Raw genomic sequence first — 12865 nt, forward strand, 5'->3', positions numbered from 1 at the left:
CCTTGGGCCCCTCACCAAAATCAGCTCAACTCCAGCCAGATCGGCGCATGGTCCGACGGCTTTTCCATCCCGCGCAGCTCATAGTCCACGCCCGCTGCCTTGATGCGCGGCACCAGCTGCTGCGAGGCCATGATCAGGTCGATGCGCAGGCCGCGCTTGGGCTCGTCCTCGAAGCCGCGGCTTCGGTAGTCGAACCAGCTGAAACGGTCTGTCACCTCCGGATACAGGTGGCGGAAGCTGTCTACCAACCCCCAGCCTTTCAAACGTTCCATCCACTCACGCTCCTCCGGCAGGAAGCTGCACTTGCCGGTCTTCAGCCAGCGTTTGGCGTTGTCCGGGCCAATGCCGATATCACAGTCTTGCGGCGAGATGTTCATGTCGCCCATCACCAGCACTGGCTGGTCGTTGCGGAACTGGCTTTCCAGCAGTGCCTGCAGGTCGCTGTAGAAGCGCTGCTTGGCCGGGAACTTGGTGGGGTGGTCGCGGCTTTCGCCCTGGGGGAAATAGCCGTTCATGATGGTGATCGGGCTGCCGTCGGCATCGGCGAAGGTACCCCAGATGAAGCGGCGCTGGGCATCTTCTTCGTCGGTGGCAAAGCCCTTGTGCAGGCTCAGCGGCGCCTGGCGCGACAGCAGGGCCACGCCGTAGTGGCCTTTCTGGCCATGGTAGTGCACGTGGTAACCCAGTGCTTGCACGTCGGCCAGCGGGAATTGATCGTCGCTGACCTTGGTTTCCTGCAGGCCGATCACGTCCGGCTGGTGCTTTTCGATCAGCGCCGCCAGCTGATGCGGGCGGGCCCGCAGGCCGTTGATGTTGAAACAGACGATCTTCATGGAAAGATAATCCCGGTAAAAGGCGCGATGCTAGCCGACATCGACCTGCATCACCAGCATGGCGGCCAGGCGAGCCTGCTGCTAACGTGCTGTTGGGGGTGAACGAAGCGCGCTGGGGCACCTCCAAGGCACTGAACGCCCATTCCAGGAGGTCTGCCCGCAATGCCCGAAACTACAGCCGCCCCGGCTCGTGTCTGCCTGCTCGACGATGGTTACAGCCGCGAGGCACGTTCGCTGCTGTACAACGCCTACCGTCACGAGCCCACCTTCGCCTATATCTTCGAAGCCCAGCGCCCGGGATATGAGCGGCGCCTGCGGGTGATGGTGCGCGAATGGGTGCGCCAGCACTTCTACCTGCAACTGCCCGCCATCGGCCTGCTGGTCGATGACCGTCTGATTGCCCTGGCCCTGATCGTGCCGCCGCTGCGCAGGCTGGGCGTGGCCGACAGCTGGGCCTGGCGCCTGCGCATGATGCTGGGTACCGGCCTGCGCTGTACCCGTCGCTACATGGACTACCAGGCTGCGTTGGCCACCTGTCTGCCCACCGACCAGGTGCATGTGTTGCCTTTGCTGGGGGTGCATCCGCAATTTCAGGGCAAGCACTACGGCGAACAATTGTTACAAGCTGTGCACGATTGGTGCGCGGAAGACCCAGGCACCCAAGGGGTGGTGCTGGACACCGGTAACGAGCACTACCTGGCTTTTTACCAGCGTCAGGGTTATGAGGAAATTGGCGAAGTAGCTGTAGGACCAATCCGGGAGAGGGTGTTCTTTCATCCTAATCCAGTCTCTTCAAAACCCGCTTTTGCCTGAACAGGCCGCCGGGCGGCTCCCTTGAGCGCCTGGCTCTGGTAGCATGCGCCGCATGACGTATTCAGGAAGATTGACCTGGGGCCTGGTTTTCTGGGTCGCCAGTTTCGCAGCATGGGGCCAGAGCGAGTTGTTGGTGAAGGTGAAGCCGGCCAACAAGGCGCTCAAGGCCAATGTCGAAGGCTATATAGGCACATTGGGTGACCGCGACGAAGAAGCACTTTTGCGCTTCAGTCGCGGGGCAGAGGAGCAGGCGCGCAAAGCGGCGCAGGCACTCGGCTACTATCAGGCGCAGATCGATACCGAGGTCAAGCCCGCCAGCGACGCCGACCATCCCCCACAACTGATCATCAGCATCAACCCGGGCGAACCGATTCGCCTGCGCAACGTGACCGTGCGCATCGAGGGTCCAGCCAGCGAGATGAAGGCCTTCCGCGTGCCTGACAGCAAGGCGCTGCGGACGGGTGAACAACTCAATCACGGCCATTACGAGGATGCCAAGCGGCTGATCCAGAACCAGGCGTCGCGCTATGGCTTCTTCAGTGGGCGCTTCAGTAGCCAGCGCCTGGCCGTCGATCCCCAAGCCGGTGTGGCCGATATCGACCTGGTCTACCAGAGCGGCCCGCGTTATCGCCTGGGCGCCGTCACTTTTGGTGGCGACACGCCGTTGGACGAGGACCTGCTGCAGCGCATGGTTTCGTTCAAGCCGGGTACCCCCTACGACTCGGAACTGATCGCAGAGCTGAACAATGACCTGCAATCGAGCGGCTATTTCGAAGGCGTGCGCGTGGATGCGGCGCCCACTGCTGCTGTGGGCGAAGAAGTCCCGGTGGATGTTCACCTGGAAACCCGTAAACCACGCACCATGGGCCTTGGCCTGGGCTTCTCGACCGACGTCGGGCCGCGCGGCAAGGCCAACTGGACCCGCCACTGGGTCAACCCGCAAGGCCACAGCTATGGCTGGGAAACCGAACTGTCGGCACCGCGCCAGAACGTCGGCCTGTGGTATGACATTCCCCTCGACCCGCCGCTGACCGACAAGCTGCGCTTTGCCGGTGGCTACCAGAACGAGGAGCTTGCCGGCACCGACACGCTCAGCAAGCTGTTGACGGTCGGCCCCGAGTGGCACAGCAAGCTGCCCAGTGGCTGGCAGCGGGTGATTTCGCTCAAGTACCAACGCGAAGAATATCGTCTGGGCGACGACTCCGGTTTGAGCAACCTGCTGATGCCGGGCGTCAGCTATTCCTTCCTGCGCAGCGACAACCGTATCGATCCGCACAACGGCTATCGCCTGCAGTTCGATGTTCAAGGGGCCAAGGAAGGGCTGGTTTCCGACACCAACCTGCTGCACGGCAACATATTGCTCAAAGGCCTGACCACACTCGGCCACAACCACCGCTTTCTCGGACGCGTGCAGTTTGGTGGCAGTGCAACCAATGGCTTCAAGAACAATATTCCGCCGTCGCTGCGTTTCTTCGCGGGTGGCGACCAGAGTGTGCGCGGTTACGACTACCAGACCCTGTCGCCGAAGAACAGCGACGGTGACCGTATCGGCGGGCGCTACCTGGTGGCAGGCAGTGTCGAGTACCAGTATTCGCTGACCGAAAAATGGCGGGTCGCGACGTTCGTCGACCAAGGCAATTCGTTCAACGACCTGGAGCTGCCCAGCCTCAAGACCGGTGTCGGCTTTGGTGTGCGCTGGGTATCGCCAGTCGGGCCGCTGCGCCTGGACCTGGCCAAGGCGCTGGATGACGAAGGGGGCATTCGCCTGCACTTTTCCATGGGGCCCGAGCTGTGAAACGCGTAGTCAAATTTACTTCACTGGGCCTGCTGGGGGGCGTCGCGAGCGTGGGCCTGGTGCTCGGCTTGCTGCTGGGTACCCAGGCCGGCAGCCGCTGGGTACTGGGCCAGGTGCCCGGGCTTGAAGTGGCCGACTTCCAGGGGCGCCTGGCGGGCAGTTGGCAGGCCAGCCGGCTGAGTTGGGCCGACGGCGGCAGCACGGTAGAGATGCAGGCGCCGTTGCTGGCCTGGTCGCCTGCCTGCTTGCTGCGCGCAACCTTGTGCATTGATCGGTTGCAGGCAGACCGCATTGACATGGCCTTTGCGCCAAGCGCCGAACCGGCCGAGAGCGCCCCGCTGCAATTGCCGACCCTGCGTTTGCCGTTGGCCATCGAACTGGGCGAGGTCAAGGTCGGGCAGCTGCGCCTGGATGGCAGCGATCTGCTTGGCGATTTGCAACTGGCTGCGCACTGGACCAACAGCGGGATACGCATCGACAGCCTGCGGCTGCTGCGCGACGACCTGCAATTGAGCCTACAGGGCGACCTGCAACCCGAAGGCGACTGGCCGGTAACACTACAGGCGCAATTACAGTTGCCTGCGGTAGACGAAAAACCCTGGCAACTGGCACTGACGGCCAATGGCCAATTGCAGAAGACGTTGGAACTCGCCGGCACCAGCAGTGGTTACCTCGATGCCACATTGAGCGGGCAGTTGCAGGCACTGGCCGAGCACCTGCCGGCGACCTTGCACATCCGCTCCGAGGCGTTCAAGCCGGCTGGAGCGTTGCCTGACACCTTGCAATTGAACGCGGTCGAGCTCGATGCCAAGGGTGATCTGCTCAATGGCTATCAACTGTCCGGCAGGGCCAGCCTGCCGGCCGAGCAGTCACCGATCGCCTTGCTCCTGTCCGGTCTGGTCGACACTAAGGGCGCCAGGCTCGATGCCCTGGACCTGACCGCCAGCGAAAGCCAACGGGTCAAGCTGCAAGCCACGGCTGACTGGCAGCAAGGCCTGAGCGCTGATGCGCAGCTGGACTGGCAGAACTTCCCGTGGTTACGCCTGTACCCACTCGAGACCCCGCCCGAAGTCACCCTCAAGCGCTTCAATACCCAGGTGCATTATCGCGATGGCAATTACCAGGGTACTTTCACCGGGGACCTGGATGGCCCGGCGGGAGCGTTCAGCATCGCCAGTCCGTTCGAAGGTGACCTCACCCAGGTGAAACTGCCGCAGTTGGCGCTGACCGCCGGCCAAGGCAAGGCAGCCGGCAGTGTCGCCGTACGTTTTGCCGACACCCTGGCCTGGGATGTCGACCTGCAGCTCTCCGCGCTCGATCCGGCCTATTGGCTAGCCGAACTGCCGGGTACCCTGGCGGGGCCACTGCGCAGCAAAGGCGAACTGAAAGGCGATGCGCTTACCCTGGATGCCCAGCTTGACCTCAAGGGCCGCCTGCGTGGCCAGCCGGCCATGCTCAAGGCCGAGGCCCAGGGGGCAGGGCAAAACTGGACCCTGGGCACACTGGCCATCCAGCTGGGTGACAACCGCATCAACGGCAGTGGCAGCTTGCAACAGCGCCTGGCGGGGCAAATCGATCTTGACTTGCCGCGCCTGGGCCAGTTGTGGCCAAGGCTGCAAGGCGGGGTCAAGGGCCGGCTGGATGTCGCCGGTACCTTGCAGGCCCCGCAAGGTACGCTCACCCTGCAGGGCCAGCGCTTGGCCCAGGCCGAAAACCGCCTGCAGCAGTTGGACCTGGATGCCCGCCTGGACAACGCCCAACGCGGTGTAGTCGGGCTCAAGGCAACCGGTATCCACCTGGGTGATACCGCCTTGGGCACGTTGCAGGTCAACGGCAAAGGCGACATTCGCCAACAGGCCTTGACCCTGGCGCTGGATGGCCCGCAGCTCAAGCTAGACCTTGGCCTGGATGGCCAGTTGAACAAAGGTGACTGGCGCGGCCGCCTGGCCACTGGCCGAATCCAGGCCGGTGGCCAGGACTGGCAGTTGCAGGCGCCGGCACGACTGCAGCGGCTGGCCAGCGGCCAGCTTGACTTCGGGGCCCACTGCTGGCGCTCCGGCCAGGCAAGCCTGTGTGGCGACGACCAGCGGCTGGCCCCCGAACCACGCCTGCGCTACCACCTCAAGCAGTTCCCGCTGGGCAGCCTGGCCCAGTGGCTGCCGAAGGACTTTGCCTGGCAAGGCCTGCTCAATGCCGACATCAACCTGGACATCCCGGCCAGCGGCCCCAAGGGCACTGTCGTTGTCGATGCCAGTGGCGGCACCCTGCGCGTGCGCGACAAAGGCCGCTGGATCGATTTCCCTTATCAGGCCCTGCGCCTGGACAGCACGTTGGCACCGCGGCGCATCGATACGCGCCTGGCGTTTCGCGGTGAGCGCCTGGGTGAGCTGAACGTCAACGCCCGGCTCGATCCGCTCGGCAAGAACAAACCGTTGTCGGGTGATTTCCGCCTGGCCGGGCTGGACCTGTCGGTGGCCCGCCCGTTCGTGCCCATGGTCGAACGCCTGGCCGGGCAGCTCAATGGCAGTGGTCGGCTTTCAGGCACCTTGCTGGCACCTCAAATCAACGGCAACCTGATGCTCAGCGGTGGCGAAGTCAGTGGCGCCGAGCTACCGGCCAGCCTTCAGGACCTGTCATTGCAGGCGCTGATTGCCGGCGAGCAAGTGCAGCTCAACGGTAACTGGCGCAGTGGCGAGGCGGGACGTGGCCAGTTGAGCGGCAGCCTCACCTGGAGGCAGGCACTGGGCATGGACGTGCGTCTGCAAGGCCAGCAACTGCCGGTCGCGGTCGAGCCCTACGCCACACTGGAAGTTGCCCCGGACCTGACCTTGCGCCTGATCGATGACAAGCTGGCGGTGACCGGCAAGGTGCAGGTGCCCAAGGGCAAGATCACTGTACGTGAGCTGCCGCCGTCCACGGTCAAGGTGTCGGATGACACGGTAATCGTCGGTCACCAGACCGAGGAAGGCAAACCACCCATGGCAATGGCCATGGACATCGATGTCGAAGTCGGCCGCGACAAGCTGTCGTTCAGCGGCTTCGGGCTGACTGCCAATCTGCTGGGTCATGTGCACATCGGCGATAACCTCGATACCCGTGGCGAACTGAGCCTGGCAGACGGCCGCTACCGCGCCTACGGCCAGCGCCTCACCATACGCCGGGCGCGTCTGCTGTTCGCCGGCCCGATCGACCAGCCATACCTGGACATCGAGGCGATCCGCAAGGTTGACGATGTAATAGCCGGCATCCGCCTGAGCGGCAGCGCCGAGCAGCCGACGACCAAAGTGTTCTCGGAGCCGGCCATGAGCCAGGAGCAGGCGCTTTCGTACCTGGTCTTGGGCCGGCCATTGGGCAATACCGGCGAAGATAACAACATGCTCGCCGAGGCGGCGCTGGGCCTGGGCCTTGCCGGGAGCGCCGGCATTACCGGCAGCCTGGCGTCGAGCCTGGGGATCGACGACTTTCAGCTGGATACCGAAGGTTCTGGCAACAGCACCAGCGTGGTCGCCAGCGGTAACCTTACCGAGAAGCTCAGCCTTCGTTACGGGGTGGGCGTGTTCGAACCGGCCAACACGATCGCGTTGCGTTACAAGCTGAGCAAGAAGGTTTACCTCGAGGCCGCCAGTGGGCTGGCAAGCTCTCTGGACATCTTCTACAAGCGCGACTTCTAGGCCCGACAGCGTGGCGGCCATCAACGGACGGTGGCCGCCTCAATGAACTCGTTGGTGTCGGGTGAGGGCGGTGGGGGGGTGGCGCGTACCGGGACGATCAGGTTGGTGTATTCCTCGATCAACCGGTTCAGGGCCTCTGGCGGTTCGCTTGCCTGGAACTGCATGCGGATCTGCACTTCATCCGGGTCTCGGTTTTCGCCCTGACGGCCTTGGCCGCCAATGGTGACCTTGAAGCTCGCGGCCTTGCTCTCGCTTGCGGTCAGCAGTGCCTGCTGCGCCTCGGTGCCTTTGACCCTTACCGACAGGTCGACCTGCATGCGCTCAAGGGCCAGGCCTTTCGGTGACACTAGCGCAAACAGGGGGACGCGCATGATGTGTTGCCCATCCATGGCCACCTCGACCATCTTGGCTTTCATGGGGGCGCCTAGCGCCTCGGTGTCGCACTCGAAAAACTGGTCGAACAGGTTGATGTACTGCTGGGCAATCAGGCTGTTGGTGGCACTGGCGGCTTCTTGCAGGCCACGGGTAATTTCACGTAGGTCAATGGAGGTCATGGGGGCGGGGGGCTTTTGCAATGATTCGACTCCTCAGGCCAGGGTGTGCCCCTCCCGCTACCGGCAGGAGGGGCAATGGGTCAAGCGCTAGCGTTTTGCGGGGTCGGCAGGTTTGCAGGCTCGGGCTGTTTCAAGGTGTCCGCCTGGGATATTTCGTCCGGGCTTTCCAGTGCGGCGGTTCGGACAACGGTTGGCTTGGTTGCGGCGTCAGTGAGGAACTCGATTACCCTCATCATCGCTTCGGGCGGTTCCTGACGCTTCAGGGTCGTGTTGAAGGCATAGCGGGCACGGGTATCTGATTTGCGGGTTTGCGTGGATTTGTGGCTCACGCTGCCTTTCACGTTCAGCCTGAACGGCCCCCATCCCAGTGAGCCGGTAACTTCTGCATTCATGTCCTTGTTGGAAATATCTTCCGACATCTGGTTGATAACCAGCTCGAACTCTACATTGCCCTCTTCGATGGAAATGTTCGGATGGGTAATGGCCGCCATCAGCGGCACTTTCATGGTCTTGCTGACTACGCCTTTGTATTCGCCCTGTTCGTCGACGATGGTTTCGTCGTAGTCGAACTGGATGGCTACTGCCTTGCCATCCTGGACGCATACCTGCATCAGGAAGTCGGCGTACGATTTGCTGGCGGTTACCTGCGCCTGGACCATGGCCTGCAAGGGGCCGGCGATCATACGGTCCATCGGCAGGGCATTGATCACGGAGCCTATAAGGCTGTTATCTATCGACATATCGGGAAGCTCGCTCTATTTAGTGGGGGTAAGGCCGCCGCGAATAGCAGCCAAGTTGTCCGGGCGTCAGCGCGTGCATAGCTCCTGGCGCCGGATGTTGCCGATCTGCCGCAGGCTCAGGCCGTACTTGTTGGCCAGCAGGCTGCGGGACAAACCGTTGGCGCTCTCCTTCTGGATCTGCTGGTTGCGCAGCTGACGCAGAAAGTGGTCAGCCTTGGGGATCTCCAGGGCGACCCCGGCAAAGCGCTTGATCAGTGCGTCGAGCGCTTCGGCCGGCAGCACGTCAGCGAGCTTGGTGCGCTCGCGGTGCTTGGGGATGTACTTGGGCCTGCCGCCGTAGGCGCAGGTCAGTTGGTAGGCGTTTTCGATGCCGATACAGTCGATCAGGGCCTGCAGCGAGTGGGGCAGTTGGCTGATATCAATCTGGCTCAAATCTGGCATTTGCATATGGCGCTCCTTCGGGGTAGATGGGATGTGCGACCCGATCACCCGCGGCGTTATGTCGAAGGTGTGAGCAAATTCTGTGCGACAGCCGAGGCACGTCGCTAGGCGGCATATGGGTTGTGGGTTGTAGCTTCGGTGAACAGGATTTGCAGGCAGCGATATCTGGCGCTGTAGGAAATGGCGTCGACATCTGGCTGTGCCTCCTGGTTTCCTGTCGGGTCGCTCGCGATGATGCGGAGCGGGTGCGGCACCCCTCAATCGCACGGGTAGCTGCTCAGCAAGCTGGCGCTACCCAGATAGGCTTGAGGAGTGGCGCGCATGCCCTGCGGCAACGTGCGCCAATCGACCAGCAGGCACAGCGCGTGCAACGGCCGGCCGTTGCGCTGGCCGATGACCTGGTCGGCAAAGTGGCGGCGGTACAGTACCTGGGTCTGACGCATTGGCTGTGCCTGGTCGGCCTGCGCCAGCGTTTGTCGGGCCAGGTCGGGCAAGCGGGCTGTGGGCACGCTGAAATGTACCGGTGCAGTTTCGGTCTGCAGGTAGCCGGCCTGGCGTACGCGTTGCCACAGTTGTTGCCATTGGCTGGCACCGGCATGGGTGGCCAGTTCGCGGCCCAGTTCGAGCAGGTGTTCGGCCGGCGTCTGCTGGGTGTCCAGTGCATGAAGGGAGAGCGGGGTCAGCAACAGCGATGCGAACAGCAGGGGTTTGTACATGGTGCCTCCGGCGTGGGTGCTAGGAAGCCCCATGCTTTCAGGCTGACGTCACCCCACCCAGCAGGAAATCCAGCGCCGGGGGCGGTGACCGTTGTATCATTGCCGCGGCTCGTTGCGAGCCATTTGCCCCTGATGTTGCAAGGAACATTCGATGACACACGTGCAGCGCCTCAAATATTCACTTCTGATCATTCTGGTGGTACTGGGCCTGATGCTGGGCCTGTCCCACCTGCAGAAGCAGGGCACGATCAGTGAGCAGACCTTCCAGATGCTGGCCATCGCCATTGCCGTGGTGGTCGTGGTGATCAACGGCATTCTGCGGCGCAAGGTCAAGCCCTGATCTACGCGGGCCGGCCAGGTATGGCCGGCCATGCGCTCAACGCGAGGGTGTTTGCTCCAGTACGGCGCGCGCCAGGGGGTTGAGCCTGTAGCACTTGTCGCTACCCAGTTGTATGACGCCTTCGGTGCACAGGCGCTTGAGCACTTCACGCACACTTAGGAACGACAGCGGGATATCCAGTTGTTCCAGTTGTGCGTGCACCCCGCGCACGCCAATACTGCGGCCATTGCGGTCGGCGGCGTGCAAGGCGTCGATAACCTTGAGGCGGATCAGGCTGGTGCGCAGGCCGAAGGTGCGCAACAGCTCGCGGATCTGTTCGTTGCCGATTCGTTCTTCAGCAAACACGTCCTGTTCCTTGGACGTTTTGCCTGGGACGCGCCCTGCCTGGATCGAGGTTTGCGGGTTGTACATGCGAATGCTCCTTTTCGTGGACGAACCCGAAATGTGGGTGGCTCACTTACTAGGACGAATGAGCACGCAAAAACTGCAACCCATTCGTGAAAAAAAGCCCTGTTTCTCATCAAGACGTTTCATCGCCTTGTAATACGTAAAATATTCATCTGGCCATTCGTCTGATCGGGATGACCCCCGAACCCGAGGAGTGCCCGTGTTTCCATTTTGCCGCCCCATGACCTGCGCCGGCCTGGCCGCTGCCCTGGTGGCCTTCAGTGTCGGTGTGCAGGCGCACCCCGCGCCAGCCGACGCCAGTGCCCAGATCCGCTATACCCGTTACGGCGTACCGCATATCGTGGCCAAGGATGAGCGTGGCCTGGGCTATGGCGTCGGCTATGCCTACGCCCAGGACAACCTATGCCTGCTCGCCAATGAAGTGCTGACCGTGAGCGGTGAGCGCTCGCGCTATTTCGGCGCCAAGGGCAAGACCCTGGAGCAGCGTGACAACCTGGCCAGCGACCTGTTCTTCACCTGGCTCAATAGCCCAGCGGCGGTCGATGCCTTCCTGCAGGCGCAACCCGCGCCGGTGCAGGCTTTGCTGGCGGGTTATGCCAGCGGCTACAACCGGGCGTTGGTCGAACGCCGTCGTCAAGGGCTGCCCGCCGAGTGTGGCGATGGTGAGTGGGTGCGGCCCATCAGCAGCCAGGATCTGGTCAAACTGACCCGCCGTTTACTGGCCGAGGGCGGTGTCGGGCAGTTCGTCGAGGCGTTGGCAGGGGCGCAACCGCCAACGCTGACCCGTCAGCAATCGTCAGCGGGCTTTGCCACCGCGTTGGCCCGGCAGGAGCGGTTCGCCGCGGAGCGCGGCAGCAATGCGGTGGCAGTAGGCGCGCAGCGCTCAGCCAATGGCCGCGGCCTGTTGCTGGCCAACCCGCACTTCCCGTGGATGGGTGGCATGCGCTTCTACCAGATGCAACTGACCATTCCCGGTCAGCTCGATGTGATGGGCGCGGCGTTACCAGGCCTGCCGGTGGTCAACATTGGTTTCAACCAGCACCTGGCGTGGACGCACACCGTCGACACCTCCAAGCACTTCACGCTCTACCGCCTGCAACTCGACCCCAAAGACCCGACCCGCTATGTGCTCGATGGCAAGTCGCTGCCGATGGCCCGGCAAACCATCCGTGTTGCGGTCAAGGGCACGGATGGCAGCCTGAGCCAGATTGAGCGGCCGGTCTACAGTTCGCAGTTTGGCCCGGTGGTGCAATGGCCAGGCCGCCTGGACTGGGATGCGCAGGCGGCCTACAGCGTGCGAGACGCCAACCTCGAGAACTCAAGGGTTTTGCAGCAGTGGTACCAGATCAACCGAGCCGACAGCCTGGCGGCATTGAAGGGATCGGTCGAGCAGTTGCAAGGTATCCCTTGGGTCAACACGCTGGCCGTGGATCAGGGAGGGCGGGCCTTGTACCTTAACCAGTCGGTAGTGCCCTATGTTGACCAGCAACTGTTGGATACCTGCAGCAACCCGCAGGCGCAAGGGCGCCTGGTGGTGCTGGATGGCTCGCGTAGCGCATGCCAGTGGAAGGTTGACGCGCAGGCGGCACAACCGGGTATCTTTCCGGCGCGGCTGTTGCCAAGCCTGGAGCGTGAAGACTTCGTTCAGAACTCCAACGACCCGGCCTGGATGGCCAACCCGGCGCAGCCGCTGACCGGCTACTCTCCACTGGTCAGCCGCAATGACCAGCCACTGGGCATGCGTGGTCGCTTCGCCTTGCAACGCCTGCAGGGCAAAGCCCGGTTAGGTGCAGATGAACTGCAGCGCATGGTCACCGATGACGAGGTGTACCTGGCCAGCCTGGTGTTGCCAGACCTGCTGCAATGGTGCAAGGGCGCCAGCGCAGATGTGCAGGCCGTGTGCAGCAGCTTGGCCGCCTGGAACGGCAAGGCCGACCTCGACAGTGGTATGGGCCTGGTGCACTTCCAGAACCTGTTCAATGCGCTGGCCGAGCACCCGGAAAGCTGGCGAGTGGCATTCAACCCGGCCGACCCGCAGCACACCCCGCGCGGCCTGGCTGTGGAGCAGGCGGCGGTGAGCAGGCTGGTACATCAGGCAGCACTGGCGTCGCTCAAGCAGGTCAGTGAAAGTGGCGTTGCCGGGCAAGCGCGCTGGGGGCAGGTGCAGCAGGCCCTTGATGGTACGCCGGTACCAGGCGGCCCGCAGGCGCTAGGGGTGTACAACGCGATCTACAGCGTGCCGCACGGGCAGGGCAAACGGCTGGTGGTGAGTGGCACCAGCTACCTGCAACTGGTCAGCTTTACCGACAAGGGCCCAGAAGCCCGTGGCCTGCTTGCGTTTTCCCAGTCGAGTGAGAAGGCTTCGGCGCATGCCAGTGACCAGACCAAGGCATTTGCGGCCAAGCAATTGGCGGTGATTCCGTTTACCGAGGCCCAGATCAAGGCAGACCCGGAGTATCGGGAAGTGGTGATCAGTGAGCGGGACAAGGGGGCGGTAGTCAGCCAGCCCTGAGGCGTCAGCCTGCGCCGGCCCATTCGCGGGTAAACCCGCTCC

11 protein-coding genes are annotated in these 12865 nt (G+C 63.0%); 5 read left to right on the forward strand and 6 right to left on the reverse strand.

What is annotated here, in order from left to right:
* Positions 1–20: 20 nt before the first annotated feature.
* Positions 21–833, reverse strand: a complete 813-nt coding sequence (xthA, locus tag ACF8FG_RS22210) for an exodeoxyribonuclease III (RefSeq protein WP_014591246.1) — start codon at positions 831–833, stop codon at positions 21–23.
* Positions 834–995: 162 nt separating this feature from the next.
* On the opposite strand from xthA, the gene ACF8FG_RS22215 reads away from it, so the two are divergent.
* From ACF8FG_RS22215 to ACF8FG_RS22225, 3 genes are read left to right on the forward strand one after another with little or no spacing between them, the layout of a single operon-like run.
* Positions 996–1646 carry an N-acetyltransferase gene (locus ACF8FG_RS22215; RefSeq protein ID WP_014591245.1) on the forward strand — a complete coding sequence of 217 codons (651 nt, stop codon included), beginning with the start codon at positions 996–998 and terminating at the stop codon, positions 1644–1646.
* A gap of 52 nt (positions 1647–1698) precedes the next feature.
* A complete protein-coding gene (locus ACF8FG_RS22220) occupies positions 1699–3441 on the forward strand; it encodes an autotransporter assembly complex family protein (protein ID WP_026031836.1) in 1743 nt (580 codons plus the stop codon).
* Positions 3438–7112: a translocation/assembly module TamB domain-containing protein gene (locus ACF8FG_RS22225; protein WP_392519216.1), complete on the forward strand. Its 3675-nt coding sequence runs from the start codon at positions 3438–3440 to the stop codon at positions 7110–7112. Before ACF8FG_RS22220 ends, ACF8FG_RS22225 begins: the two co-directional genes overlap by 4 nt.
* Before the next feature lie 20 nt (positions 7113–7132).
* Here ACF8FG_RS22225 and ACF8FG_RS22230 read toward each other — a convergent pair whose 3' ends face one another.
* The 4 genes from ACF8FG_RS22230 to ACF8FG_RS22245 form a co-directional block, all read right to left on the reverse strand.
* On the reverse strand, positions 7133–7687 hold the full coding sequence (locus ACF8FG_RS22230) for a DUF2589 domain-containing protein (RefSeq protein ID WP_019437142.1): 555 nt from the start codon (positions 7685–7687) through the stop codon (positions 7133–7135).
* A 59-nt stretch (positions 7688–7746) separates the two neighbouring features.
* On the reverse strand, positions 7747–8406 hold the full coding sequence (locus tag ACF8FG_RS22235; RefSeq protein WP_019437141.1) for a DUF2589 domain-containing protein: 660 nt from the start codon (positions 8404–8406) through the stop codon (positions 7747–7749).
* A 66-nt stretch (positions 8407–8472) separates the two neighbouring features.
* Complete coding sequence (locus tag ACF8FG_RS22240) at positions 8473–8853, reverse strand: Mor transcription activator family protein (RefSeq protein WP_003248057.1); 381 nt, start codon at positions 8851–8853, stop codon at positions 8473–8475.
* Positions 8854–9104: 251 nt separating this feature from the next.
* Positions 9105–9563: a hypothetical protein gene (locus ACF8FG_RS22245; RefSeq protein WP_014591240.1), complete on the reverse strand. Its 459-nt coding sequence runs from the start codon at positions 9561–9563 to the stop codon at positions 9105–9107.
* A 151-nt stretch (positions 9564–9714) separates the two neighbouring features.
* Between ACF8FG_RS22245 and ACF8FG_RS22250 the strand changes: the two genes are divergently transcribed.
* Entirely contained in the window at positions 9715–9903 is a 189-nt protein-coding gene (locus tag ACF8FG_RS22250) for a hypothetical protein (RefSeq protein ID WP_003248064.1), read from the forward strand.
* 36 nt (positions 9904–9939) lie between these two features.
* Here ACF8FG_RS22250 and ACF8FG_RS22255 read toward each other — a convergent pair whose 3' ends face one another.
* Positions 9940–10314, reverse strand: coding sequence for a fe2+ zn2+ uptake regulation protein (locus tag ACF8FG_RS22255; protein ID WP_318081671.1), 375 nt, complete (start codon positions 10312–10314; stop codon positions 9940–9942).
* A gap of 217 nt (positions 10315–10531) precedes the next feature.
* Here ACF8FG_RS22255 and ACF8FG_RS22260 point away from each other — a divergent pair, with 217 nt between their 5' ends.
* On the forward strand, positions 10532–12823 hold the full coding sequence (locus tag ACF8FG_RS22260) for an acylase (protein WP_172830955.1): 2292 nt from the start codon (positions 10532–10534) through the stop codon (positions 12821–12823).
* Positions 12824–12865: the final 42 nt, after the last annotated feature.

Source organism: Pseudomonas sp. YQ_6 (genome assembly GCF_043103245.1).
Taxonomy (GTDB): Bacteria; Pseudomonadota; Gammaproteobacteria; order Pseudomonadales; family Pseudomonadaceae; genus Aquipseudomonas; species Aquipseudomonas alloputida.